The following is a 25,715-nucleotide window of genomic DNA, read 5'->3' on the forward strand; positions in this document are numbered from 1 at the left end:
TTCTGATCATGGCCCGGGCAGTCGCCCTGTCGCAAGTCAGTCTGGTTGATTGCGCGGCTTTCGTGGCTTTTTCAGTGCCTCAAAGCCGATAATGACATCCATCAGCTCATTGGTGATCTCCGTTTGCCGCACAGATCGAAGTTCTCCTGTTACCTCCTCTATGCGCTCATCCACTGACTGCTCGGCCTGCTGCATCAGAGCCAGCCGTGCGGAATTTTCGGTCACCATGGCTTCTGCCGAAGCGCGGAAAACACTGGCAAAGATATGGCTGCGAATCAGCGATGACAGCAGCGCGTCAGCTTCCATGCTGTAATCCGGGAGTGAGCGTGAATCCCAGTGCTTTTCGCGCTGCAGCAGCGAAGGCGCCAATGGCAGAAGGCTTCGCGTTACCGGCTCGCGGGCGCCATGGTCGCCGCGTTGGGTAAACGCCAGGGTGACGGCCAGATGATGCAGCGACTGGCCCTGACTGAAACGGTCCATGCGGGTAACAATATCGCCGGCGAGGCGACCAATGCCGTCTGCAGACGCCGGCGGCAACAGGATGGCTTCCGGTGCTAAGCCCAGATCATCCAGTGCATCGTTCATCTGCGCGCCAATGCAGAGCAGGCGCTGTTTGCCAGTGGTTTGGCCTTCGCAATGCTGTCTGACCTCTTCTGCGAGCACCTCGTTGTAGTTGCCACAGAGGCCGTGGTCGGAGCCGAACACGATAACCAGATGCTCGAGAGAGTCGTCCTGGCGCAGATTGATACCGCCGGTTCGGTAAGCGAAGGCAGCAAAGCTCTGAAGTATGGTTTGGTGATAGGCCTCAATTGAGCGGGCTGCGTGCTCATAAGGTGCCGCGTTAATTGCGGATAGGGTTTTCATGGTGTGCACGATGCCGCGAATGCTGGTCAGAGTATCGCTGTGGCGGGTAAGCGTCTCAAGCGTCTGGGCCATGGCTAATCCCACCTGCACTGGGTGTTTGGTCTGTTCGGTTCCTGGACAGCGCGGTGCGAGCGGTTGTGATAATCCGTTCGCGGTCCTCCTCGCTCAACCCTTTGTTTTCGCTGATACGCTCGTCAATGAATTGGAAGTGCTTCCGGGCAGTGGCACGGATGCGTGCCATGGCATCGTTCAGTTGCTCCTCCGGCAACGCATCGAAAAGCCCTTCCATTGACGCCATCAGAACCGCCAGTTGCTCAACGGCAGGCATGGGATCACGCTCGGCCTGGCGCAGGGCAGTGCGAACGGCCGCGCCGCGGGTGAGGCGGGCGCGGGTGGTGTCGTCCAGCCGGGTGCCGAAGCGGGCAAAGTCTTCCAGTTCTTCGAACTGCGACAGAGTAACCCGCAAGTTACCGGCCACTTCGCGCAGGGTGCGGCTTTGCGCTTTGCCGCCCACGCGGGAAACGGACAGGCCCAGATCCACAGCCGGGAACTGGTTTCGGCGCACCAGTCGTGGCGACAGGTAGATCTGCCCGTCGGTAATGGAAATCAGGTTGGTGGGAATATAGGCCGACAGGTTCTCCGCCTGGGTTTCCACCACAGGTAAGGCGGTTATCGAGCCGCCACCGGCTTCCTGGGTGAACTGGCCGGCTCGTTCCAGCAGGCGGGCATGAACGTAGAAAATATCTCCGGGAAACGCTTCGCGCCCTGGTGGTCGGCGCAATAGCAACGACAATTCCCTGTAGGAGCGGGCGTGGTGGGTAAGGTCGTCAAAAATGACCAGCACGTCCCGGCCCTGATCGGAAAAGTACTCGGCCATGGCCATAGCGGCGTAAGGCGCTATGTAGGCCAGCCCCGGTGTTTCTTCGTCACCGGCCGACATAACGATACTGCGGGCCAGCATCTCGCCTTTTTTCAGGGCAGCGATAACTCGGGAAACGGCATCACCGCGCTGGCCAATGGCGCAATAGATACAAGTAACGTCTGTCCGTGCCTGATTGAGCATGGTGTCTATGGCGATGGAGGTTTTGCCGGTTTGGCGATCACCGATGATCAGCTCACGCTGGCCCAGCCCGACGGGCACCGCAGCGTCGATGGCTTTGAGGCCGGTTGCCAGCGGCCGAAAAATAGCCGAGCGGCTCAGAATGCCCGGCGCTTCTGTTTCAATGGGGGTTTCTGCCACGGCGGCGATTGGCCCCAGGCCGTCTCTGGGGCGGCCCATGGCATCGACGACGCGCCCGAGCAAAGCGGGGCCAACAGGCACACTCACCACCTTACGGGTGCGGCGCACGTCCTCTCCCAGAGTAATGAGTTCGGACGGCCCAAGCAGAATCACCCCGAGCCGTCCAGGCTCCAGATCCAGCACTATGCCGCGCACACCGCATTCGAACACCAGTAATTCATCGGCCAGTGCCCGGGCGAGGCCGGTCACGATGGCAACACCGTCGCCCACTTCGGTTACCCTGCCGACTTCTGTTATTACCGGCGCCGGCGCCGGTGCAGTCAGCAGGGATTCTCGCCATGCATCGAACTGCTCGGCGGAGTGACGTTCGGAAGGGTTTTCCGGGGCGCTGTGATCGATTTCGGACATAGCGTGTTATCTATCCTTTTTACGCACAACCGGGTTTATGTCCCGGCGGGCTGAATCCGCCCGGAAGCACCGGCGGCCATGCGCTCGTTTAACAGCGCATCAAATTCTTCGGTGTAGCTATCCACAGTCCAGGCAACCTGGGCGCCGCCAACCCGCAGAACCAGGCCTGGCGCCTGTTGGGGGTCGGTTTCAAAGCGCAGGTTAATGCCTGGAAGCAGATTTTTGATATCAGCCTGCATCAGCGCCTGTGCAGCCGCGGGCAAGGTGTCGCGAGTGGTTGCGACAGCTTCTTTGCTGTCACCCGCGGCGTCGGTAAGCTCGCTGGCAATCGGGCGCAACCGTGCACTGACGTGGCGAACGATGGCTTCTTCCAAAGATTCATCCGCAAGATCCCGTAGCGCTTTGCGGGTGAGCTCCAGCAAAGTTTCTTCTCCGGCTCGCTGCAACTGCGCGGTGAACTTCTGACGCTCACGTTCAAGGTGCTTGTACCAGTCTTGCTGTTCCTGCGCCAGCTTGGCGCGGGTTTCGGCCATCAGGCTGTCGCGCTGATCTTCTGATTCCCTCAGGGCCTGTGTGACCACTGCATCCTGATCAGACGCCAGTTGTTTTATCTGCTGGCGAAACTCCGCTTCGGCGGCCTGTGCTTTTTTCTCCGCCTCTCCGGCTTCGGTCATGCGACGGGTTATTTCAGCTTCGCGGGCATCAATGCCGTCAAGTATCGGGCGATAGAGGAAGCGCTTCAGTAACCAGACCAGCACGAGGAAGTTGGCGATCTGTGCAATAACGGTAATCCAGTCAATGGACATGATCGGTTCTAGCCTCCTGCGGCACCCTGCACGGCGCTCCAGAACGGGTTGGCAAAAAGCAGAATCATGGCTACCACAAAACAGTAGATAGCGGTGGACTCGATCATCGCCAGGCTCACAAACAAGGTTCGGGACAGTGTTGGGGCGGCGTCCGGTTGCTGGGCCATGGCGGCAATCGCAGCCGCGGCGGCTCGGCCTTCGCCGAGGGCCGGGCCGAGAGCGCCGAAGGAAACGGTCAGGCCTGCCGTAAAAATGGATATGACTGCAATAATGGCGAGATCTGTCATGGTTTGTCCTCGTGTTTTGGCAATGAAGGGTCAGGCTCTGCGGTAGCAGAGGAGATGTAAACGGTGGCGAGCATGGCGAAGATATACGCCTGGATCATGCCGGTTAATAACCCGAGCAGGTCCATGACCACGGGAAAGAAAAATGGCGCGACGGTCAGAAGAATGGCAGCGATAACGGCGCCGCTCATTATGTTGCCGTAAAGGCGTATGGCCAGCGAAATGCCCCGGGAGAACTCACCGATAATGTTGAAGGGCAGCATGATGACTGAAGGCTGGACAAATGTTTTCAGGTAGCTTCCCACCCCGCCAGTGGCTATTCCGAACACCGGTACCGCCACCAGTACAGACAACGCCAGAGCCACGGTGGTGGACAAGGATGATGTGGGCGGCGAAAACCCCGGTATTACCAGCATCAGATTTGACAAGGCAATGAACAGAAACAGTGTGCCGGAAAAATACATGACATGACGTGCGGAGCTCCGGGCCACCTCCTCAATCTGGCCCTGAATCATCTTGACGATCACCTCCAGCGCCGTACGCCAGCGATTGGGGGGCACGTCAGCGCGCAAATTGCGGGTAACAAGCATGGATACGCCCACCAGCAGCGCCATTACGATCCAGGTATTAACGATGGTGGCGTTGATCTTCCAGCCAGCCAGTGTAAAAACAACAATGTCATCGGGGGTTAGCTGCATTCTGTACCCTCCTGTCCGGCGGTGGTGGCCGGTCTGCTGATTCTGGCCCAAAGCACGGCAATCAGCCGTGCCAGGAAAAATGCCAGCGCGTAGCCGGCTACTGCCCAGTTACTTCCAGCGACCGCCGTTACCGAGAAACCGACAGCCAGGAGTGCCGCAATCCTGCCGAAGGCGCTAATCATCAGCCAGATTCCGGGTCGTTCAGATCCCAGAGCGCGTTGCATTCCCCAGGCCAGGCCCACAAAGAAGAGTGCGCTGGCGGGGACGCCCACTGCCAGGCCCAACAGTACTGCATGCCAGTCGACGGTTATCATCGCTTGTCTCCTTTCTGATCCGGCCCTTCTTTACTGATCCAGTTCCAGGCAATAATACCGCCGATCACGACACCGCCGAGGATCAGCGCGATAGGCCAGGAAAATTCCTGCGGTGCGACCTTGTTCAGCCATAAACCCAGGAATGCTCCGCCCACCGTTGGTACGGCAATCGACCAGCCAATGATTCCGAAGGCCCCCAGCCCCCGTAGAGGGCTGAGACCCGGAGAACTGCGTGCGAGCTTCATGCGCTCGGCACTGCGACGGATGTTTTCCTCTGAGCGGTCGCTGTTTCTGGTCACATTGTGGGTTTCCGCAAGTCGCCAAAATGTCGGACGATGCCCGCTTCAAGCCTGGACAGCGCTGACCGTGCCACGCGTTCCTCTTCATCCACTTCGATAAACGCGGCCTGTATGGTGTCGTTCAGGGAATTGAGATCCTGGCCCCGAACTCCACGGCGTAGTGCAATATCCACCCGATGGCCTTTTTTCATGAGTATGCCCTCGTCAATGCCAAAAAAAAGCTCTTCACCGTCGGCTGACGTGAGAATAAGCACCGAGGGCACCAGCGCCGTAACGAAGTCGGTATGATTTGGAAGCATCCCGAAAGCGCCGTTCTCCGCCGTGGCAAATAGCCGCAGCACCTTACCTTCAAACAGCGTGCGAGTGGGTAGCCGCACCGTTACCCGCATGTCGTCGGCAAGGCTCATGATCCCGCCCCCAGATCCTTTAGTGAACCAATCATATAATAGTCGGTTTCGTTATCGTGGAACTCGGTCTGGTTCAAAATGGTTTCGCAGCCATCCAGAGTATCTTTGATGGGTACACGCTTGCCGCCGGTGCCGGTAAACGAGCCGGTGGTAAAAAACGGCTGTGTAAGAAAGCGCTCGAGCCGCCGTGCCCGGGCTACTGTGGCGCGGTCAGCAGCGGAGAGTTCTTCCATCCCTAACATCGCAATGATATCGCGCAAGTCCTCATACTCAGCCAGGGTGCGCCTTACAGCCCGGGCGACATCGTAGTGACGCTGGCCGACTACGGTGGGCGTCAGCATCACTGACGCCGAGGCAAGCGGGTCGACGGCCGGATACAGGCCTTCACTGGCGCGCTTGCGTGAGAGCACTACAGAGGCTGAGAGGTGCGAAAAGATATGTGCCGCCGCCGGGTCGGTAAAATCGTCGGCGGGCACGTAGACCGCCTGGATAGAGGTGATCGCCCCGTTACGAGTACTTGTGATGCGCTCCTCGAGAGAGGCCAGTTCCGTTGCCAGGGTAGGCTGGTAGCCAACCCGCGAAGGCATTCGGCCCATCAGACCGGACACCTCTGACCCCGCCTGCACGAAGCGGAAAATATTGTCGATGAGCAACAGCACGTCCTGTTTCTGATCGTCACGAAAATACTCCGCCATGGTGAGAGCTGTTTTGCCCACCAGAAAGCGCACGCCTGGGGCTTCGTTCATCTGGCCGAACAACATGACGGTCTTGTCCCGCACTCCGGCATCGCCCATTTCGCGGTAGAGTTCCTCCGCTTCCCGCGAGCGCTCGCCAATACCGCAGAAAATGCTGACTCCCTGATAGTGCTGAACCGTGTTGTTGATCAGTTCGGTGATGAGAACGGTTTTACCAACCCCGGCGCCACCGAACAGCCCGGTTTTGCCTCCGCGCTCGATGGGCGACAGTAAATCGATCGCCTTAATACCGGTTTCGAGAATATCGCTGTGAACGACGCGGTCTTCCAGGGCTGGAGGGGGTTGATGAATGGAGCGCCGCACGGTCGCCGCAGGGGCAGGCTTGTCATCAATTGGTTCGCCAAAAACATTGAGCATACGGCCCAACACGGTATCGCCTACCGGAACCTGAACAGGCACACCTGTGGCGTGTACAGGCATTCCAAGGCCCAGCCCGCGCACTGGGGCCAGGGCCATGCAGCGCACTGCGCCGTTATCAAGCAGCGCCGAGACCTCCAAGGCAAGGGCGCCGGTGCGGATCAGGTCGTGAATGCGAGGGGCAATGCCAGGGAACTTTACATCCACAACGCCACCGCGAATGCCGACAATCTGTCCAACACTCTCGTTGTCGGAGTCCGGCATCAGATTCGCATTATTAATGACCAGATTGGACATACTAATGTGCCTGCATATTCATGAGTCTTTAGTGTCGGCTCTGGTAACCAGCGTACCGGCGCGCGCATCGAGAATGGCAAGAGCATCTTCCAGACGGCCAATGCCGCTAATCCCCCCGGTGTCCGCGAAATCAGCCGCCGCCGCCACTTTCGGCCCCATGGAACCGGCTGGCATATCCAACCTTCGTGCCTGTTCTGAGGTGATTCTGTGAATCGGGGCAGCGGCCTGTGTACCCAGGTCATCGTAAACCGCGTCTACGTCGGTCAGCAGTAACAGTGCGTCTGCGCCTAGCTGTCGTGCGAGCAGAGCGCTGGCTGCATCCTTGTCGATAACGGCTTCAACACCAGCCATGCTGCCGTCATTACGGCGCAGCACCGGGATGCCGCCGCCTCCGGTACAGATTACAATGACGCCCTGATCCAGCAGCAGCTTCAGCACGCGCATATCCGGAATTTCTTTGGGAGCCGGCGATGGCACTACTCTGCGCCATTTGTCGCCATCGGCTGCAATGTGCCAGCCCGCAGCCGCCGCCCGGCTCTCTGCTTCCTCTTTATTATAGACAGGACCAATGAATTTGGTCGGCCTGGCAAATGCCGGGTCATTCGGGTCAACCACCACCTGGGTGAGCAGAGTCGCTACAGGGCGGTCGTGGCCAAGGGCATTCTCGATTTCCTGTTCGATCATATAACCGATCATGCCGCCGGTCTCGGCACCCAGTACGTCCAGAGGGTAGGCGTCTTCAGGTTTGTAGGCGGCGCCCTGTAACGCCAGCAAACCTACCTGAGGGCCGTTGCCGTGGGTAATAACGAGCTGGTGTCCGGCGCGCACCAGCTCCGCCAGTGATTTCGCTGCGGTTCGTACATTGGCGCGTTGGGTTTTGGCTGTCAGTGGCTCACCGCGTTTTAGCAAGGCGTTGCCGCCCAGAGCTGCAACAATCAACATAAGGTGCATCCTTTATCAAAGACCCGCTCCGGAATCAGGCTCCGAGCGTGGCTACCAATACCGCTTTGATGGTGTGCATACGGTTCTCAGCCTGATCGAACACGATGGAAGCCGGGCTTTCGAAAACCTCGTCCGTCACTTCCATGGCCTCAATGCCAAACTCCGCCTCTATTTCTTTGCCTACGGTCGTTTCGGTGTTGTGAAAAGCCGGCAGGCAGTGCATGAAGCGGGCTCGGGGATTGCCGGTTTTTTTCATGACTTCAGCATTCACCTGATAAGGCATTAACAGCTCGATGCGTTCCCCCCACTTTTCTTTTGACTCTCCCATGGATACCCAGACATCGGTATAAACGAAGTCAACGCTCGCCAAGGCAGCGTCCAGATCGTCTGTAATCGTAAGGCGTGCACCGGTTTCCCTGGCTATCGCCTGAGCCTCATCCTGAACAGATTGGCGCGGCCAGCAGGCTTTGGGCGCGCATAAACGCACATCCATGCCCATTTTGGCACCCCCGATCAGCAGACTGTCGCCCATGTTGTTGGCGGCGTCGCCCAGAAAGGCATAAGCCACTTGGTGCAAGGGCTTCTCAACGTGCTCCTGCATGGTGAGGAAATCGGCGAGAATCTGAGTTGGGTGGAATTCGTCAGTCAGCCCGTTATAGACAGGTACGCCGGCATATTCCGCCAGCTCTTCGACGATCTTCTGGCCGAAGCCGCGGTATTCGATGGCATCGTAGACCCGTCCCAGCACCCGGGCAGTGTCTTTCACTGATTCCTTGTGTCCAATGTGGGTGCCCGTAGGCCCAAGGTAGGTCACCCTGGCGCCCTGGTCGTAGGCCGCGACCTCGAACCCTACCCGTGTTCGGGTGGAGTTCTTTTCGAAAATCAGGGCTATTTCCTTGCCGTTGAGCTGTGGGACCTCGGTGCCGGCGTATTTGGCCGCCTTCAGGTCTGTCGACAGCTTTAGCAGGAAACTGATTTCCTGCGGAGAGAAATCACGCAGGGTCAGAAAGTGACGGTTCTTGAGATTGAAAGCCATGGTTGTTGTCCTCTGTGGTCAGATGGGGTCGCGCATTGTGGGGCAGCTCATGCAACGCCCGCCACCTCGACCACGACCCAGTTCGGCGCCGGGAATAGACAACACCTCAACGCCTGCCGCTTTCAGCGCTGCATTGGTGTCATCGTTGCGATCGTACCCGACGACCACGCCAGGACTCAGTGCCAGCACGTTATTGCCATCGTTCCATTGTTCCCGTTCACGTTCTGCGGGGTTATCACCGCCAGTGGGGACAATCTCGAGAGATTGGTAGCCTAGAACATCAGCAACCACGTCAAACAGTGGTCTCGGGTCCTGGCGGAACGATAGGTGCTTTTCGCCTGCACCGGGACGCAGGTCATAGCAGATCACTTCGTCGGCGACCTCCTTGAAGGTGGTGACTACGTTGCCACCGCAGAAGGTGAAGATGGTGTCCAGGTGCATGGCGGAGCGGGATTTCGGAATCTGGCAGGCAATCACCCGCTCCACGGTGCCTCGTTCGAACAGGGTGTTGGCCAGTTGCCCGATAGCTTGCGGTGAGGAGCGCTCACCCATGCCCACAAGGAGGGTGCCATTGCCGACAGGCATGACATCGCCACCTTCGAGTGTCGCAAGCCCATGCTCTTGTGTCGGGTCACCCCAGAGCACATCGACCTTGCCGGCAAATTTCGGGTGGAACTGGTACACGCCAGCCATCAACAGGGTTTCGGGCTTGCGGGCTGCCCAATACATCGGGTTCAGGGTAACGCCGCCATAGATCCAGGCGCTGTTGTCTCTGGTGAAGAGATAGTTTGGCAGGGGGGGCAGCACAAACCCGTAGTGCCCCAGGTGATTGCCAAAAAGCCCCGTCGGATCAAAGGGCAGATCGGCCACCTCCAGCCCGCCAATAAGATATTCCGCGAGCTTGCTGCCGGGAAGCTCGTCCATCCAGGCGCGCAAATCGGAAATCATCCCGACACCGACCTGATTCCAGGTAATGCGGTGATCGAGGATCCATTTGCGGGCTTCCGGGATGGCCAGTGTTTCGGCCAGCAATTCGTTAACGTCCAGTACCTCGACGCCTCGCTCGCGCATTACGCTGACAAAGACATCGTGGTCTTTCTGGGCCTGCTTGACCCAGAAAACGTCATCAAATAACAGAGCGTCGCAGTTGGAAGGCGTCAGCCGACGGTGTGCCAGGCCCGGACGACAGACAATAACCTGTCGCAGAGTTCCGGTTTCGGAATGTACTCCAAGTGTGTGTTCAGACATGGTTTAATTCTCCGCTAAAACAGTGCTGCTGCACTGATGACCAAAGTTATGAAAAGGGTAAGAATCAACAGTAAGGGCCAGATGAACGCGAGCCAGCGATCATAGGACACGCGGCCAATTGCCAGCCCCCCGACCACGACAGCAAAAGTGGGATTGATCAGGTTGACCAGCCCGTTGGCAGACTGAAAAGCGGTTACGACCAGATCACGCCCCACGTTGGCGAAGTCGGCAAGGGGTGCCAGAATCGGCATGGACAAGACAGCCAGTCCTGAGGACGATGGCACAAAGAAACTCATGCCCACCTCTATCCAGAACATCAGGTTAATAAATGCAAGTTCGGGCAACCCGCCTAGAGATGTTTCCGCGCTGTGCAGGATGGTGTCGGCAATCATGCCTTGATCCATGATCACCACAATGCCCCGCGCCAGCCCTACTACAAGTGCGACACCCAAAAGGTCTCGGGCGCCGTCAACAAAGCTGCCGGTGAGTGTCTTCTCGCCAAGGCGCGCGATGATGCCGATCACAATGGCCGAACCAAAAAACAGAGCACCCATACGGGCCATCCACCAGCCCTGCGACGATACTCCCCAGATCATGACAACGAAGGTGGCGGCAAATATCAGCAGGGCAATTATCTGGGTTCTGTTGAGAATGGAGTCTTCTACATCAGAGTCATGCCTCGCCAGGAAGAGCCTGCGATGGGCATCCCACTGCTTGGATACCACAGAGCGCGAAGGGTCCGCCTTGACGCGCATGGCATAGCGCATAACGTAAGCCGCACAAATCAACAGTCCGCCAATAAGCAGAATAAAACGCACAACAATGCCATCGGTAAACGGTATGTCTGCAGCGTTAGCTGCAATAACCGTAGCAAACGGGTTGATGGTGGAGCCCAGTACGCCAACACCTGCTCCGATGAGAATAATGGCCACGCCGGTTATGGCATCGTATCCTGCAGCCATCATCACCGGGATCAGAATGGCGTAAAATGCCAGTGTTTCCTCGGCCATCCCGTAGGTAGTGCCGCCGATGGCAAACAGAGTCATGAGGATCGGGATCATCCAGATTTCATGGCCTTCAAGATGACGCATGGCACTTCGTATGCCCGTATCGATGGCACCTGTTGCGTTCATCACGCCGAGGAAACCGCCCAGGAAAATCACGAACAGCGCGACATCAATCGCATTGGCAACGTAACTGTCAGGATCGTAAAATCCGGCCGTGGGCGCGAGCATGATGTCCACAAAGCCCTGAGGGTTGGGGTCGACCGTTTGGTAAGTGCCCGGGACAGCGACTTCGCGACCGACTTCTTCGTTCATGGCACGGTCGTACTGGCCAGCAGGTATAATCCAGGTCAGGGCTGCAACGAGTATGATCAGCAGAAACAGGATCGTATAGGCAGTTGGAAATCGTGTTGCCAAATCCTGCTCAGGGTCGTTTAACGAGTTATTAGCGGGTTTGTCAGAAGGGTTCTCAGGGGAATAGTTCTTATCATTCACAGTATACCTCCTTTATCCACACCGACGGGTGTGTATAGAGCCAATGAAAGGTCCCGATCCTGGCTGCGAATGCTGTTGCTCTTACCCAGCCAACAGGGAGCACGATTTCTGAATCGTTACTTGTCAGGGTAAACGAGCGGCGGTTGACTCGTATTGAGTTAGGTCACTATTAATACACATCCGGTATTAATTTCCGGGCGCCCACCCACGTTCTGGAAGAGGAGGTACTATGCGGTTTTCAGATATTCATGAGCGTGCGATTGTGCGCAAGGGTGGCACTGAGGAGCTGAGTGCTTTGCTGCCAAAAATGCCGCCGGCCATGGAATTGGAGGCGCAAACGGATGACCGATACCTCTCGGAGATTACCCGTTGTGTGTTCAAAGCCGGATTTGTCTGGCGTGTGATTGAGAACAAGTGGTCAGGTTTCGAAGAGGCTTTCCATGGTTTTGTGCCCGCCTACTGGCAGCAGGTGCCGCCGGACGTTCTCGAAGAACTCGCTCGTGATGAGCGTATTGTACGTAATATGCAGAAGATTCGTACGGTGCCTGAGAACGCCCGCATGATTATGGATGCCGTTCATGAACACGGCAGTTTTGGTGCCTTCCTGAAGCAATGGCCTTCAGACGACCAGGTTGGACTGTTGCTGTGGCTCAAGCGCCATGGGTCACGCCTCGGCGGCAACAGTGCGCAGTATTTCCTGCGCCGTGTGGGCTGGGACGGGTTTATTCTGTCGAGCGACGTGGTGTCGGTTTTGCGTCATGCAGAGCTGCTGGACGCATCGGCAACCAGCAAAAAAGGCCTGCAACAGGCCCAGACAGCGTTCAACAACTGGCATCAGGAGACGGGTATGCCCTACAGCCATCTTTCGCGGATTGTCTCCTGTTCGGTGGATAGCTAACCAAGCCCCAGCGCTGCATGTCTCACCTGTAACGGTCAATTTTTATCCAACTGATTTATAGTTCGATGATCAATCAGGAGGGCTGTGTCATGACCATACTGCGTAACACGTTTTTCGGATTTGCACTCGCATTTGCTTCCATTATCGCGATCACAGGCGCAAGCCAAGCCATGGCTGCGAGCGCCGAAGACCTTGACCGCGATGCCAGACAAGCACTGGAAACGCTCTACAAGGCACACCCCGTTGCCAAAACCCTGTCTGGCGATGCCAAGGCCATACTGGTGTTCCCCAACATCGTTAAAGCCGGGCTGGTGTTTGGTGGTAGCTACGGCGAGGGCGTTTTGCTGAAGGACTCGGAGGTGGCGGATTACTACAATTCGGTCACTGGCTCCTGGGGGTTGCAGGCAGGGGCTCAGTCCTATGCCTATGCGGTTTTTCTGATGACGGACAAAGCGGTGTCCTATCTTGAAAAATCAAATGGCTGGGAGATAGGTGTCGGCCCAACGGTGGTATTGGTTGACGAGGGCGTAGCGAAAAATCTCTCAACCTCGTCGCTTAAAAACGACGCCTATGCGTTTATCTTCAGCCAGCAAGGTCTGATGGCCGGGCTGAGTATCGAAGGTACCAAAATATCCCGTATTGACCGCTGAGTCATATTAACCTGCTGCTGGGCACTTACATGCCCAGCAGCAGCGCCAGTTCACAAAACACAACGCTGGCTCCCAGAGTATCGCCGGTATAACCGCCCAGTTGTTGTTGCAAATACCAACCCCAAACCAGGGCAACCGTCAAAATGGCGGTTATGGCCACCAGCCATAGTCCCGGCAGCCAAGGACTGAAAACCAGAACTATCACAACGGTAAACACAACGCTGACAAGCAGGCGTTTGCGAGAGAAGCCCTCCGCCACGGGCTTGCTTTTACTCTTGTCCGGGTCTGTTACATAAGGCAGCCAGGCCATTAGAAGAAGCGGTGTCAGACGGCTGATTGCGGGAGCGACCAGTAACGCCAGCCAAATGCTTTGTGCATCTAGCAGAAGCGCCGCTTTCAGGCCCAGAGCCATCACCAAAGCCACGGTGCCGTAGGTGCCAATGCGGCTGTCTTTCATGATTTCCAAACGCTTCTCAACGGTATAGCCGCCACCCAGCGCATCTACGCTGTCGGCAAGGCCGTCTTCGTGGAAGGCGCCGGTAATAAACAGATGGAAGCATAAAACCAGCAGCACACAGACAAGTGGGTTCCAAGCCAGGCTAAGGAGGGTGAACAATCCAGCGTAAAGTGCGCCCAGTAACAGGCCGACCAATGGCAAATATACGCTGCACTGGTTCATGAGTTTCTGGGAATAATCAATACGCACCAACATCGGAATGCGGGTGAGAAACCCAACCGCTAACCAGAAAGCCTGCCATTCATTGGTTATCGATTTTGCTTCAGTAGGCACTTGCGACTCCGTTCAGCAGAGGGTGTTCCCTCGGGCTATAAAACGCCGGCTATCGGGAAAGTCAGAAAGGTATCATGGCTCCTGATTGTTTTCCCGGTTTTGTAGTTCTCCACATTTGAAATAGCTGTGCATGACACGGTGCGCTACACTTTTTCTATCGTGGCTGACTTTGTGCCAGGAGGCGAGTGGCTCATGACGGAACAGTTCAAACAAAGCCAATGGCATGCAGACCCGGATTATTTTCTCCGGAAGCTGGCTTCGGCGATTCCCGGTTTACTGTGTGCCTACTGGCTGAGCGCTGATGGAGAGTCTCACCGATATCTGCTTATCAGCGAGCAGGTGCAGAACGTACTGGGCCTCGACCCGGCTGCATTGCGCGAAAGTGCGGATCTCATGTTTGACGCGGTTCATCCTGATGACCTGGCCGGTTTGAACGCCAGTGTTGCGGAGTCTGCCCGCGCGCTTGCACCTTGGCGCTACCAGGCGCGTTTAAAATTGAGAGCCGGCCATTATGAATGGTTTGAAGCCCACTCAAAGCCGGAACGGCAGGCCGACGGAAGTACAGTCTGGTATGGCCAGCTTCACAACATTCAGCATTATAAGGATCTGGAGATTACCCTCAGGGAAAGCGAGGCAGAGTCGGCGTTTCAGGCAAATTTTCAGAAGCTGATTGCCAGACTGTCGACGGAGTTTATCAATCTGGGATTTGGCAGCATTGATGAATGTATATCCGAGCTGTTGAGAGCGATCGGCGCATTTTTCGAGGTGGATCGGGCGTATTTATATGAATTTTCGCCAGATTATTGCGTTATGGATAACACTCACGAATGGTGCTCTTCCGGCGTGCCATCTCTCATTGACAGCCAGCGTGATGTGCCAACTGATGGTTTCGACTGGTGGCGGGGCAAGATCGATGAAATGGTCAGTGGCAATCGGGTCATTTTTGTCGAAGCGACCGAGCGGATACCGGCGGGCCCAGAGCGCACCCTGCTGGAGCAACAGGGTGTCAGCTCCATGTTTTGCGTACCGGTTCGCGTCCGGGGCCTTGTAACCGGCTTTTTTGGCGTCGACTCCCTACGCAAACGTGCCTGGCGAGAAGATCAGGCAGACCTTCTGATTATCGTATCGGGCCTGCTCTCCGGAGCACTTGAGCGCCACCGCCTGGAGAGTGAGCTTCTCAACCAGTCCATTCGCGACCCATTAACCGCTTTGCACAACCGCCGGTATCTGATGCCCCGGTTGAACGAAATGCTCAGCCGAGCCAACCGCCACCGGGAGCACTTTACTCTGGCGATGTTTGATCTGGACCGTTTCAAACACATCAACGATTCCAATGGGCACCTTGGGGGCGATTTCTGTCTGCGCACGTTTGCCGACATTCTCCTTGAACAGACCCGGGAAACTGACGTGGTGGCACGGTTTGGCGGTGAAGAGTTTGTTGTTGCGTTCAGTGGTGTGAGCCAGGCGGATGTGCGGGATACGGTAAGTCGCATTATTCGTGCGGTGCGCAGTCACAATTTCGTTTTTGAAAACAGCGTCTTGCCGCTAACGGTCAGTGCGGGTATCGCTGCCATCGGGGAACTGGATGACATTCCAGCGACGCCCGACCCGCTTATACGGTTGGCGGACGACCGGCTCTATTGCGCAAAGCAGGCAGGACGCGACTGTCTTGTTGATGCATCAGGGGTATCGCGCATATAAGCAAAGAGAATTTCACCTTATATTCCGTTGTGGTATATCCTTAGAATCAAAATCTAAGACTCCACCCCAGCGGAGGTGAATGCCGTGAGTAACCCCATCGTGCAGCATTTTTTTGATGAGCCCACCAATACGTTCAGTTATGTCGTTCGTGACCCTGTCAGTCAGGCCTGTGCCGTTCTTGATTCGGTGCTTGATTTTGATTACGCCGCAGGCAGAACCGATGTGCGCTCAGCGGATGAAATTGTTGAGTACGTTCGGTCAAATAATCTGAAGGTTGAGTGGATTCTTGAGACACACGTGCATGCGGATCACCTCTCCGCTGCGCCCTATCTCCACGAGAAACTCGGCGGTAAAACCGGTATTGGCGCCCATATCCGGGAGGTTCAGGAAATTTTCGGCAAGGCATTTAATGCAGGAACTGACTTCGCCCGTGACGGCAGCCAGTTTGATCGTCTTTTCCGGGATGGCGATACATTCACCATCGGAGGCCTTGAATGCCGCGTAATGCACACGCCGGGCCACACGCCCGCGTGCCTGACCTATGTCATTGGTGATGCTGCCTTTGTGGGCGATACGCTGTTCATGCCTGATTATGGAACCGCCCGCTGCGATTTCCCGGGCGGTGATGCCCGTGAACTTTACCAGTCAATCCGCAAGGTTTTGTCTCTACCTGCCGAAACCCGTGTATTCCTGTGCCATGACTACAAAGCACCTGGTCGGGATGAGTATGTGCATCAGACGACCGTAGCTGAGCAGCGTGAGGCCAATATTCACGTGCACGATGGCATCAGCGAAGAAGAGTTTGTACAGATGCGTACCAAGCGCGATGCGACTCTCGATATGCCGCGGCTGATCCTGCCGTCTGTACAGGTGAATATGCGCGCAGGAGAAATGCCGCCGGCAGAGGACAACGGTCGGGTGTATCTGAAAATTCCGGTCAATTTGTTCTGAGCGCCGGATGAACGTAAAACGCTACCTGCCTATTCTCCAGTGGGCGCCTCAATACGGTCGAAGCCAGGCCTCCAGCGACCTGGTGGCTGCGGTGATTGTGACCGTTATGCTGATTCCACAGTCTCTGGCCTATGCTTTGCTCGCTGGCTTGCCAGCGCAGGTCGGGCTTTACGCCAGCATTCTTCCGCTGGTGGTCTATGCGATCTTTGGCACAAGCCGGACACTTTCGGTTGGGCCCGTAGCGGTGGCGTCTCTGATGACGGCCGCTGCCCTGGCGCCGTTGGCCGAGGCCGGGAGCCCCGAGTACATCGCGGGGGCTATCCTGCTGGCCATTATGTCAGGGCTGATGCTCACGATGATGGGCATTCTGCGGCTGGGTTTTCTCGCCAACTTTCTTAGCCATCCCGTGATCTCCGGCTTTGTTACTGCCTCCGGCATCGTGATCGCAGCCAGCCAGTTGAAACACATTTTTGGCGTGCAGGCATCGGGCCAGAATCTGCTGACGATTGGTCAGTCGCTGATGTTGTCGATAAGCGACACCAATCTATCCACTTTGATTGTTGGCACAGGTGCACTGCTGTTCCTGGTGTTCGCTCGAAAATACCTCAAGCCGCTACTGCTTCTGGCAGGCGTAGCTGCGCGCGCCGCTGAGATCATTACCAAAACGGCCCCGATTCTAGCGGTACTGGCTACTACATTGGTCGCCTGGCAATTCCGGCTCGATTTGCAGGGCGTGCGGCTGGTTGGTGTTGTGCCTTCCGGGCTTCCTGAGCTGACAATGCCGTCAATGGATTGGGGGCTGTGGCGGCAACTTGCGGTCAGTGCCTTGCTGATCAGCGTTGTGGGCTTTGTGGAATCGGTTTCCGTCGGGCAAACGCTGGCGGCAAAACGGCGGCAGCGGATCGATCCGGATCAGGAGCTGATCGGCCTGGGTACCGCCAACCTTGGCGCAGGATTTTCGGGGGGCATGCCCGTAACCGGCGGTTTCTCACGCTCGGTTGTCAACTTTGATGCCGGTGCAGAGACTCCGGCTGCAGGCGCATACACGGCCGTCGGCATTGCCCTGGCCACGCTGTTTCTGACGCCGGCTATTGCTTATCTGCCGCAGGCGACGCTGGCGGCGACCATTATCATTGCGGTGACGACGCTGATCGATTTGCCAGCGCTGGGGCGCACCTGGCGTTATTCGCGCCCGGATTTTGGTGCCATGCTGGCAACTATTCTGCTGACTCTTGCGCACAGCGTTGAGGCGGGCATTATTGCTGGCGTGGCGCTTTCCATCGGGCTGTTCCTCTATCGTACCAGCCGGCCTCACAGCGCAGTTGTCGGAAGGGTTCCCGGCACTGAACACTTCCGAAATGTGCTTCGTCACGACGTGCAGTTGTGCCCGAAAGTCACGTTTTTGCGGGTGGATGAAAGCCTGTATTTTGCCAATGCGCGCTTCTTGGAAGAGACGGTGATGGACTTGGTGATCCGCAAGCCGGAGCTGAAGGATCTGGTGCTGGTGTGCCCGGCGGTCAACCTGGTCGATGCCTCGGCGCTGGAAAGCCTGGAAGCCATTAATGAGCGCTTGAGAGATGCTGGCGTCTGTCTGCATCTTTCCGAGGTGAAAGGGCCGGTTATGGACCGCCTGAAAAATACAGAACTGATCTCCCATCTGAGCGGGCAAGTGTTTCTGAGCACGTACGAGGCCTGGCAGACTCTTACGGGTACTCTCGTTTCCCTTAAAAAAACCGCGTGATCCGAGCGAATCTGGCTGGATTCTGTTGCCCGATGGCACAGATCATTGACCGCCTGGCGGTTAAGGTCGTTATCATAGGAATCTGTTCCAGATTTCTGTGAGCGTTTGCACTATGGGCATGACCGAAAACCTGCTATCTACCACGCAGTGGCTGGTGACCCTGGCTTTGTTCCTGTTGATTCTGGTGCAGGCGGCCCGTTCAGTACGCTGGCGTAAACTGCGTTCAGACGACGCGTTGCAGCATTCGTTTTTTGGTGCGGCGGTGGTGCTGGGCTTTCTCTGGCAGTTGCGGGCGGGTATTTATCCCGGGCTTGCGATTCATATCTTTGGCATTACCGTGGTCACCCTGATGCTGGGTTGGGGGCTGGCTGTGTTTGCCGGGCTGCTGGCGTTGGTGAGTACCGTGATCATGGGTCGTGAGCCGGTCACAATGTTCGCCGCCAACGGCTTTGTGACCGTGATGATTCCGGCTCTTGTTACCCATGGCATCATGCTCTGGGAACGGCATCGGAACTTCAGTAATTTTTTTGCTTATATTTTTTTCTGCGGCTTTTTCGGAGCGGGTATTTCAGTGGCCGCTGCAGGCCTGGTTATGTGCCTGATGCTTTGGCTCAGTGGCGTGTACGAGTTTTCCGAGCTGGTTCACGGTTACCTGCGGTATCTGCCTCTGTTCATGATACCGGAGGGTTTCGTGAACGGCGCAATTGTTACGGGCATGATGGTATTCCACCCAGACCGGCTGACAACACTGGATCAACGTCGCTACCGGTAACGGGGCTGCACGTAGCCGATTATCTGCTTTGCCGACCGCTTGCAGGTTCCAGAACGTTGCCTTCGATTTTGGTTTGCTGGTGCCATTGCCGCAGCCACTCCTGTATTTCGCTCGCCGGCATCGGGCGGGCAATGCCGTAGCCCTGGATATAATCGCAACCTAGCTGCCGCAGTGCCCGGGCGTGGTCCAGGGTTTCAACGCCTTCTGCCAGAATAGGGTGTGTAAACCGCTGGCCCAGGAAAATGACACTCTCCACAATGGCCCGATCGCTGGCATCATCGAGCATGTTGCGCACAAAGCTCTTGTCAATTTTCACCAGATCAACCGGAAGCGTGCGCAGGTAAGTCAGTGAGGAGAACCCCGTACCGAAATCGTCCAGTGCAATCCGGAACCCCAAATCCTGACAGCGCGCAAGCACGTTTCTGGCGCGCCTGATGTCATCCAGTGCTGTTGATTCCAGAACTTCCAGAGTGATCTGCCGGGGCTCGATGGCCGGATGGCTGTGCAGGTAACTTTCCAGATAGCGGGTGAAACTTTGGTCCATCAGGTGCTGGGCACTGATGTTAATGCTCACCGACAGGTCCTCGCCTGCGGCCTGCCAGAGATTCATCTGATAGATGGCTTCTTTAAGGACCCACTGGCCCAGGGGCACTTCCAGATGGCTGCCCTCCAGTGTGGTCAGAAACTCGGCAGGGAGCAGCAGTCCCTTTTGGGGATGGTTCCAGCGAACAAGGGCCTCAAAGCCCACGACCTCACAGCCCGCTATTCGTACCTGGGGCTGGAAATAAAGCTCGAACTCTTCGTTTTCCAGCGCCTGTGAGATTTCGGTGAGCTGTTGACGCCGTTGTCGGCGATGCTCGTTCAGTTCCGGGTCGAAAAAGTGCAACAGGTTCCGCCCTTTTTCTTTTGCGGAGTACATGGCCTGATCGGCATGGCGAATCAGGCCTTCAGCATCTGCACTGTCCGCCGGGTATCGGGTGATGCCAAGGCTTGCTGTGAGCGTGATCGGGCCAGTGCCGACGCCAGGATCAAGGGGCTCATTGATGGAGGCCAACATGCGTTCATAAACGCTGTCGTGGTCCTCGCTCTGCAGGATCACACCGAACTCATCGCCACCAATCCGGGCAACGGTATCACCACTCCGCAGGGTTTGGGCCAGGCGGCTTGCAAGAATACGCAGTATCTCGTTGCCTGCGGCATGCCCAAAGCTGTCGTTGATGGCCTCGAAACCGTCCAGGTCCAGATAACAGACTGACAGGTTTTTGTGCTGGCGATCAGCGTGTGTCTGCGCGTCGCGGAGGCGGTCTTCCAGTAGCTGTCGATTCGGTAAGCCGGTCAGCTCGTCATAGTTGACGGCCCGGTCGAGATCTTTGGCATGATTCTTCAGAGCCGTAATGTCTGTGAAAGAGGCAACGTGATAATAGCGCCCAGGCTCGTCCAGGTGGACGCGGCTGACCGACAGTAATTCAACAAATTCTTCGCCGCTTTTCCGGCGGTTCCAGATTTCACCCCGCCAATGATCTGTTCTTTCGATACGCTGCCACATGGAACGATAGTATGCCGGGGAATGGCGGCCCGAACTGAGGATGGACGGGTTAAGACCCAGTACGTCACTACGGCTGTATCCGGTTATGCGTGAAAAGGCCGGATTTACGTCCAGTATGCGGTTGTTCTGATCCGAAATGAGGATGGCTTCATGGCTGCGATCAAAAACGCTGGCAGCAATGCGCAAGCCGCGCTCACTGTGTTTGCGATCCGAAATGTTGGTCATGACAGCGATGAAGCCCGGTAACACGCCTTGCTCGGCACCGATCGGTACGCCATAGATGTGAACCCAGAACGGCGTGCCTGGGCGTGTGTAAAGCAGGATGTCTTCTTCGAACGGCTGTGCCAGGAGCAGTTTGTGGCAGATCCGACTGACTTTATCAGGATCCGTGGCCGGGCCGTTGAACAAGTCCTTCGGATGGGCGCCGCAGATATCCCGCAGCAGGTAGCCAGTATATTCCTCAAAGCCGGGATTGGCCCACTGGATAGCGCCGGTGTCATCAAGAATCAGGACCATATTGCGGATGGCGCTGGCAACCAGTGACAGGCGTTCCAGGCCAACCTCCTGGGTGTGCCTTCTATGTTCCGGATGATCTGAATCTGACATGGTTAAATTTGTTCTCTGGCCAAATGTGTGACTGTCCTCCTTGTCATGATGGGTCAAGTTTTAGCGGTGCGGCCTGCTCTGCGCCTCCGTATGTCCCACCAGATAATGAGTTATGTAAGGGCTTCTTTTCTAGTTGCGCCAGCGGGAATGCTTCTGCAGCTTTCGTTGCAGGGTCCGCCGGTGCATGTGCAGGGCTCTGGCTGTGGCAGAGACGTTGCCGTCATGCTCGTTGAGCACCCTCTGAATGTGTTCCCACTCCATCTCCTCCACTGAGGGTGGTTCCTCGCGCAGCTCCGGCGTCACGGCCAGAGCTTCGAAACCGCTCAAGAGCTGGCCGATCGTAACCGGTTTGCATAAATAGTTGACGGCGCCCCTGCGCATTGCCTCAACGGCCGTGGCGATACTGCCGTAGCCAGTTAACACCAGAATCTCCAAAGCTGGCTGTTTGGCAAGGAGTTCAGGCAGCAGCTGCAGGCCACTCTCACCCGCAAGATTGAGGTCCAGAATGCATTTTTGGAAGACCTGCGAATCCAGGGCCTGGAGGGCTTCAGCATGGTTATGGGTGCAGATAGCCATAAGGTTTTGGCGATTCAGGGCGCGCTGGAGTATTTGCAGGAAGGCGGCGTCGTCGTCCACAAGCAGCCAGCTATCAGACGTGGTCATTGATCTCCACCCATGCCTGCATTAACTGCCCGGGCTGCGGGCAAATCAATGATCATGGTTGTCCCATGCTGATCGACCCGCGCCTTGAGGGTGCCTCCGAGGCGCTGAATTGTTGCATTGGAAAGAAATAGGCCAACACCCAGACCGTTCTCCGAACCCACGATCTGTTCGCCTGGGGTTTCCCGAAAGGCGTCTTCCAGACCATCTCCGCGGTCTTCCACGACTATTTCTACTCTGTTGGGCTCGGTGCAGCGCATGCTGACAGCCACCCACGATGGGCTGGCAGTCAGTGCGTTAGCAAGAAGGTTGAGGATGGCCTGGTCCAGGGTGGCATCGACCGCAACCCGGCAATCCGGAACTGCTGTCGACCATTCAACAGGCGCGGCCGGCCATAAGAGTGTTGCGGATTCTCGTAGCCGTGCTAACCAGTTCTGGGCCTGGAGGTTTTCCAGCTGTGCGGATTTAGCTTGGACTGCCGCACTGGAAAGTTGCTGCAGATGCGCGCCACAAAGGCCAAGCTGTTGCTTCATCAAGTTCAGGTCATCGGCGAGATCCGGGTCGGGAAAGGCCGAACGTATTTCATCAACCAGTAACGTCATAGTGTTCAAAGGCGTGCCCAGGCGATGGGCAACGGCTGCTGCAGAAAGCCCCAGTGCAATGATCTGCTCATCACGCAGGCGTGTCTCGCGAATAGTCGACAGCTGCTCCTGCTGTTGGCGCAATCGCCTTGCCAGAGCGCCCACAACCAGAAGCAGGATTGCCGCCGTCATGGCAAAGGTGACCCACATGCCGGCCAGGTGCAATTGCGCCAGATTGGCGTTGTGATGTTCATTGGTGATAGGCGTGTGCCATATCACCAATGCTGTGTAGACAGCGATGCCAGAGACAGTCAGGGCGATGCTCTGGCTCAGTGGCACCAGAATGATGGCCACGGCGATGGGCAGCAATAGCAGAGACACCAAAGGGTTGGTGTAGCCGCCCGTCAAAAACAGCCAGCCACCTATTAAAACCAGATCAAGAGCCAGGCCGGCACTGACGCTGACGGGGGAGCGGGGCGGCCGCCGGGTAAACCAGAGCCAGCCCAGTGTCGCGAGAACACCATAGAGCAGGCACAGCACCAGTGCTTCAGCACGGTACGCAAGCGTTACAACCGTTTCTGCCACCGCCAGGGCGGTAAGCTGAAGACCAACAACGGCAAGGCGCATGCTCAGCAGGTAGCGTGCCGCTTGTTGAAAACCTGTTTGAGAGTGAGTGAGCCATTCCATGGCGTGGATTCTAGCAGGGCGGCGCGGGTAGCGGTGGATCAGGTGAGTGCTTTTGACGGTTTTCCTGATATTAGTTGATGGACATCAAGGTGGGAAATAACAAACCAGACGTTGGCTGACGACGTCTCCCGTTAGCTGCAGCGGGGTGGTGTGAAAATCAAAAACCTGCAGTGCCTGTTCCGGCTTAGCCGGGAGGTTGTGAGCGTCTGCTTCGGGAAGCCGCTCAGGCTGATAGACGCAGTCGGGGCCATTGGGGAACAGGGCGACATACGCGATGTCGGTTTCCACAAGGTCCTGGAAAAAATGCGAGCCATAGGAAAGGTCTGGAACCATATCGCCTTCCATTTCTGCCACCTCAACCAGTACGGCGACCCCTGCTATATCCGCAAACCGAACTGGCACGCCCAATTCTGGGCTGCTGGTGCCCCAGCGACCCGGGCCAATAAGCATGGTGGTGTCGTTGCTGCCACGGACCTGCTCGCCGACAAGGCTGGCCACTTCGTAGCGCTGACTGACATTCAACCGACTGTATACGGCTGCGTTCACCTTGATAATACGCTGGATGCTCAGGTTTATGTTGCCGCCCATAAAGTTTCCGGATGTGCGGAAAAGAAGCTGCTGCCTGGATATTTCTGCAGGAATCTCGGCCGCCATGGTTTCGCCGATGGTCGCCAATGGACGGCATTGCACGAGGTTGAAAGTCGGCTCCCCGTCGTCGTTCAGGTGCAGGGTAAATTCAACATCTACCGGGTGCTGATAGCCGGACTCTAGAGTTTTCAGAAGGTTTGACAGGCGGCTGACAAACCGGCTGCTGCGCACCAGTGGCTTGAACGTCAGCCGCCATACCGGAGCCGGCAGGCCCAGCTCCTCTGCCCGTCGACTGGCGGCCCGGTCCATTTCGCCGAGGTGGCTCAGGGGAAGGTCTGCAACGTCTTTCACGAGCAAACTCAAAGGGTAGGTAGTCAGTTTGCCTTCCCACAGATCCAGCACATCCAGAAGGTGTTGGGAAAAACGGTAGCTTTCATCAAGATTGCGAAACGGCTGGCGGTTGGGGTAGTCCAGCGCCATAACGCACGCATGGTCACCTTCAATCCGGTCAACGGCACGGGTCCCGAGCCCCATGACCAGACGCACCATGCCGGCGGTCGGGTCCATATCAGTATCCCAGGCAAAGGTATTGCGGGAAACGCCAACGCCGGCAGCGTCCGGTAAGTAGTAGCGCCCGTGAAAGCGGCCGTTGACCCGCTGAATCAGCAACGCCATAGGCTCTTCTCGCTGATCCAGCCCGCGTTGCTTGCGGTACACCAGCGCGTCCTCACTCATGGTTGAGGCGTAAACCTGCCGGATCGCATCCTCCAGCTCTGTAAGCCGAAGCTCAGGAGCCCCCTGGTTTACCAGAAAAACGCTGTCGTATTTGCCGGCAAACGCGTTGCCGAAGCCGTCTTCCTGAAGGCTGCTTGAGCGCACCAGAATCGGGTACTGACCGTAGTGGTCCAGTAACCGGGCCAGCTCTGTCCGGATTTCCGGAGGAAAGTCGCCCTTCAGAATGTTCTGTTGGAGCTGCGCGGCCTCAGTGAAATAACCGTCGGTCGAGCGCTGGCGCATAATCGCGGGCCACAGGCCGTTGTGAACGAGGAATGCGTAATAGGCGTCAGAGCCCAGATAGCTGGAGTCGTGTGGCTCCAGGTTGTCTTGCCAGATGTCGGGCTGATTGGCGAGCAGAATGCTGCGGGCTATCAGCATACCGGTGGCTTTGCCGCCAATGTAACCGCTGCCGATCATTCTGGCGCGAATCGCGAGCAGGCCCTCAAGGCTTAGGTAACGTTTGGCAAGATCCAGCATGCGTGGATCCCTGCTGATCAGAACACTCAGTACGCGATCCAGAATTTCGGCTGTCTGTTCTTCATTACTGGTCTCAAGCGCGTTGGCGACTTGCAGAAACAGGCGGTCCCAATAGTCCAGCAGTGGTTGACGATTCAGCTGGGCAAGTTCCAGCCCGGCCTGAAGTCGGGTTGCGTCGCTGCTGTCGGTAACAGGCACAAAGCGACCGTTGCGCTCCCTGTGTGGCAGAAACATGGTTGGTGATTGTCGGCACCAGGCCTTGATGGGCTGAATCTGAACGTCGTCGCCCAGGCGGTGAACATCCACCATCACCTGTGTGGTTTGTCGGATACGGTCCAGTGTGGTGTGCGAGTGTCTGTCCGGATAGAGCGCAAACCAGGCGACGGTATCCAGTTCAAAGAGGAATGGACAGACCACGCGGAAAAAATTGCCCACCATGGCGTCAGTGGCCCAGGCGTTGAGCAGATCACTCAAACAATCGCACACGTAGAATGCGCCGCGGCCGTGCTCTTCAATCAGGCGCCAGACCCTGCCTGTAAAGGCTTCGAAACCATCCAGCGCGTCAACGTTTTCAATGTGAATGTTGGCTTTTGCGGATACCAGCGGGGGGTGCTGGCCAAAACGGAGGTAGATAATACGGCGCCCGGCGGACGCCGCAGATTCAATAAACGGGGTAACGAATCGGCGGTAGTCGTCCAGGTCGTTGATTCGCCAGACAACATTATCGCCAATTCTCAGTCCATCGAGAACATCGTCGAGCCCCGGAAGGCCGGTAGAAACCCGGGTATTATCCTGTGAGTTTCCGCCGTCCCCGGTCATGGGCTGTTACTCCGTGG

Annotated in this window: 24 protein-coding genes; 6 read left to right on the plus strand and 18 right to left on the minus strand. The window is 56.9% G+C overall.

The window, feature by feature from the left end:
* Positions 1 to 36: 36 nt before the first annotated feature.
* Genes FFI90_RS13155 through FFI90_RS13215 form a run of 13 tightly spaced genes read right to left on the minus strand, consistent with a single transcriptional unit; the run spans position 37 to position 11,454 of the window.
* Positions 37 to 936, minus strand: a complete 900-nt coding sequence (locus tag FFI90_RS13155) for a F0F1 ATP synthase subunit gamma (protein ID WP_144778527.1) — start codon at positions 934 to 936, stop codon at positions 37 to 39.
* Positions 920 to 2,512, minus strand: a complete 1,593-nt coding sequence (locus FFI90_RS13160) for a F0F1 ATP synthase subunit alpha (protein ID WP_144778528.1) — start codon at positions 2,510 to 2,512, stop codon at positions 920 to 922. The genes FFI90_RS13155 and FFI90_RS13160 overlap by 17 nt, the downstream gene beginning before the upstream one ends.
* Positions 2,513 to 2,547: 35 nt before the next feature.
* Entirely contained in the window at positions 2,548 to 3,318 is a 771-nt protein-coding gene (locus FFI90_RS13165) for a F0F1 ATP synthase subunit B family protein (RefSeq protein WP_144778529.1), read from the minus strand.
* A gap of 8 nt (positions 3,319 to 3,326) precedes the next feature.
* Positions 3,327 to 3,605 (minus strand): F0F1 ATP synthase subunit C, encoded by a 279-nt coding sequence (locus tag FFI90_RS13170; protein ID WP_144778530.1) that lies wholly within the window; start codon positions 3,603 to 3,605, stop codon positions 3,327 to 3,329.
* Positions 3,602 to 4,300 carry a F0F1 ATP synthase subunit A gene (locus FFI90_RS13175; RefSeq protein ID WP_144778531.1) on the minus strand — a complete coding sequence of 233 codons (699 nt, stop codon included), beginning with the start codon at positions 4,298 to 4,300 and terminating at the stop codon, positions 3,602 to 3,604. The genes FFI90_RS13170 and FFI90_RS13175 overlap by 4 nt, the downstream gene beginning before the upstream one ends.
* Entirely contained in the window at positions 4,291 to 4,614 is a 324-nt protein-coding gene (locus tag FFI90_RS13180; RefSeq protein WP_246123581.1) for an ATP synthase subunit I, read from the minus strand. The genes FFI90_RS13175 and FFI90_RS13180 overlap by 10 nt, the downstream gene beginning before the upstream one ends.
* Positions 4,611 to 4,913, minus strand: coding sequence for an AtpZ/AtpI family protein (locus FFI90_RS13185; protein ID WP_144778532.1), 303 nt, complete (start codon positions 4,911 to 4,913; stop codon positions 4,611 to 4,613). Before FFI90_RS13185 ends, FFI90_RS13180 begins: the two co-directional genes overlap by 4 nt.
* On the minus strand, positions 4,910 to 5,320 hold the full coding sequence (locus tag FFI90_RS13190; protein ID WP_144778533.1) for an ATPase: 411 nt from the start codon (positions 5,318 to 5,320) through the stop codon (positions 4,910 to 4,912). Before FFI90_RS13190 ends, FFI90_RS13185 begins: the two co-directional genes overlap by 4 nt.
* Positions 5,317 to 6,696, minus strand: a complete 1,380-nt coding sequence (gene atpD, locus FFI90_RS13195) for a F0F1 ATP synthase subunit beta (RefSeq protein WP_144778999.1) — start codon at positions 6,694 to 6,696, stop codon at positions 5,317 to 5,319. The genes FFI90_RS13190 and atpD overlap by 4 nt, the downstream gene beginning before the upstream one ends.
* Before the next feature lie 51 nt (positions 6,697 to 6,747).
* Positions 6,748 to 7,671, minus strand: coding sequence for a carbamate kinase (gene arcC / locus FFI90_RS13200; RefSeq protein WP_144778534.1), 924 nt, complete (start codon positions 7,669 to 7,671; stop codon positions 6,748 to 6,750).
* A gap of 34 nt (positions 7,672 to 7,705) precedes the next feature.
* Positions 7,706 to 8,707: an ornithine carbamoyltransferase gene (locus tag FFI90_RS13205; RefSeq protein ID WP_144778535.1), complete on the minus strand. Its 1,002-nt coding sequence runs from the start codon at positions 8,705 to 8,707 to the stop codon at positions 7,706 to 7,708.
* An 18-nt stretch (positions 8,708 to 8,725) separates the two neighbouring features.
* Positions 8,726 to 9,955, minus strand: a complete 1,230-nt coding sequence (locus tag FFI90_RS13210) for an arginine deiminase (protein ID WP_144778536.1) — start codon at positions 9,953 to 9,955, stop codon at positions 8,726 to 8,728.
* A gap of 14 nt (positions 9,956 to 9,969) precedes the next feature.
* Positions 9,970 to 11,454 (minus strand): YfcC family protein, encoded by a 1,485-nt coding sequence (locus tag FFI90_RS13215; protein ID WP_342779383.1) that lies wholly within the window; start codon positions 11,452 to 11,454, stop codon positions 9,970 to 9,972.
* A 229-nt stretch (positions 11,455 to 11,683) separates the two neighbouring features.
* On the opposite strand from FFI90_RS13215, the gene FFI90_RS13220 reads away from it, so the two are divergent.
* Positions 11,684 to 12,352: a DNA-3-methyladenine glycosylase I gene (locus tag FFI90_RS13220; RefSeq protein ID WP_144778537.1), complete on the plus strand. Its 669-nt coding sequence runs from the start codon at positions 11,684 to 11,686 to the stop codon at positions 12,350 to 12,352.
* An 89-nt stretch (positions 12,353 to 12,441) separates the two neighbouring features.
* Positions 12,442 to 13,002, plus strand: coding sequence for a lipid-binding SYLF domain-containing protein (locus FFI90_RS13225; protein WP_144778538.1), 561 nt, complete (start codon positions 12,442 to 12,444; stop codon positions 13,000 to 13,002).
* Between the two features lie 25 nt (positions 13,003 to 13,027).
* Here the strand turns inward: FFI90_RS13225 and cobS are convergent, their stop codons facing one another.
* Positions 13,028 to 13,792: an adenosylcobinamide-GDP ribazoletransferase gene (gene cobS, locus FFI90_RS13230; protein WP_144778539.1), complete on the minus strand. Its 765-nt coding sequence runs from the start codon at positions 13,790 to 13,792 to the stop codon at positions 13,028 to 13,030.
* Between the two features lie 192 nt (positions 13,793 to 13,984).
* On the opposite strand from cobS, the gene FFI90_RS13235 reads away from it, so the two are divergent.
* The 4 genes from FFI90_RS13235 to FFI90_RS13250 all read left to right on the plus strand — a co-directional run bounded on the left by FFI90_RS13235 (position 13,985) and on the right by FFI90_RS13250 (position 18,957).
* Positions 13,985 to 15,493 (plus strand): sensor domain-containing diguanylate cyclase, encoded by a 1,509-nt coding sequence (locus FFI90_RS13235; protein WP_144778540.1) that lies wholly within the window; start codon positions 13,985 to 13,987, stop codon positions 15,491 to 15,493.
* 84 nt (positions 15,494 to 15,577) lie between these two features.
* Positions 15,578 to 16,444 carry an MBL fold metallo-hydrolase gene (locus FFI90_RS13240; RefSeq protein WP_144778541.1) on the plus strand — a complete coding sequence of 289 codons (867 nt, stop codon included), beginning with the start codon at positions 15,578 to 15,580 and terminating at the stop codon, positions 16,442 to 16,444.
* A gap of 7 nt (positions 16,445 to 16,451) precedes the next feature.
* Positions 16,452 to 18,185, plus strand: a complete 1,734-nt coding sequence (locus FFI90_RS13245; protein ID WP_144778542.1) for a SulP family inorganic anion transporter — start codon at positions 16,452 to 16,454, stop codon at positions 18,183 to 18,185.
* 112 nt (positions 18,186 to 18,297) lie between these two features.
* Complete coding sequence (locus FFI90_RS13250) at positions 18,298 to 18,957, plus strand: energy-coupling factor ABC transporter permease (protein ID WP_144779003.1); 660 nt, start codon at positions 18,298 to 18,300, stop codon at positions 18,955 to 18,957.
* A 19-nt stretch (positions 18,958 to 18,976) separates the two neighbouring features.
* On the opposite strand, the gene FFI90_RS13255 is transcribed toward FFI90_RS13250, so the two are convergent.
* The 4 genes from FFI90_RS13255 to FFI90_RS13270 form a co-directional block, all read right to left on the minus strand.
* Positions 18,977 to 21,109, minus strand: a complete 2,133-nt coding sequence (locus FFI90_RS13255) for a putative bifunctional diguanylate cyclase/phosphodiesterase (protein WP_144778543.1) — start codon at positions 21,107 to 21,109, stop codon at positions 18,977 to 18,979.
* A 129-nt stretch (positions 21,110 to 21,238) separates the two neighbouring features.
* On the minus strand, positions 21,239 to 21,772 hold the full coding sequence (locus tag FFI90_RS13260; RefSeq protein ID WP_144778544.1) for a response regulator transcription factor: 534 nt from the start codon (positions 21,770 to 21,772) through the stop codon (positions 21,239 to 21,241).
* Entirely contained in the window at positions 21,769 to 23,037 is a 1,269-nt protein-coding gene (locus FFI90_RS13265) for a sensor histidine kinase (RefSeq protein WP_144778545.1), read from the minus strand. Before FFI90_RS13265 ends, FFI90_RS13260 begins: the two co-directional genes overlap by 4 nt.
* Positions 23,038 to 23,121: 84 nt before the next feature.
* Positions 23,122 to 25,698: a PEP/pyruvate-binding domain-containing protein gene (locus tag FFI90_RS13270; protein ID WP_144778546.1), complete on the minus strand. Its 2,577-nt coding sequence runs from the start codon at positions 25,696 to 25,698 to the stop codon at positions 23,122 to 23,124.
* Positions 25,699 to 25,715 lie beyond the last annotated feature (17 nt).

It is taken from the genome of Marinobacter maritimus, assembly GCF_007671675.1.
Classification (GTDB): Bacteria; Pseudomonadota; Gammaproteobacteria; order Pseudomonadales; family Oleiphilaceae; genus Marinobacter; species Marinobacter maritimus.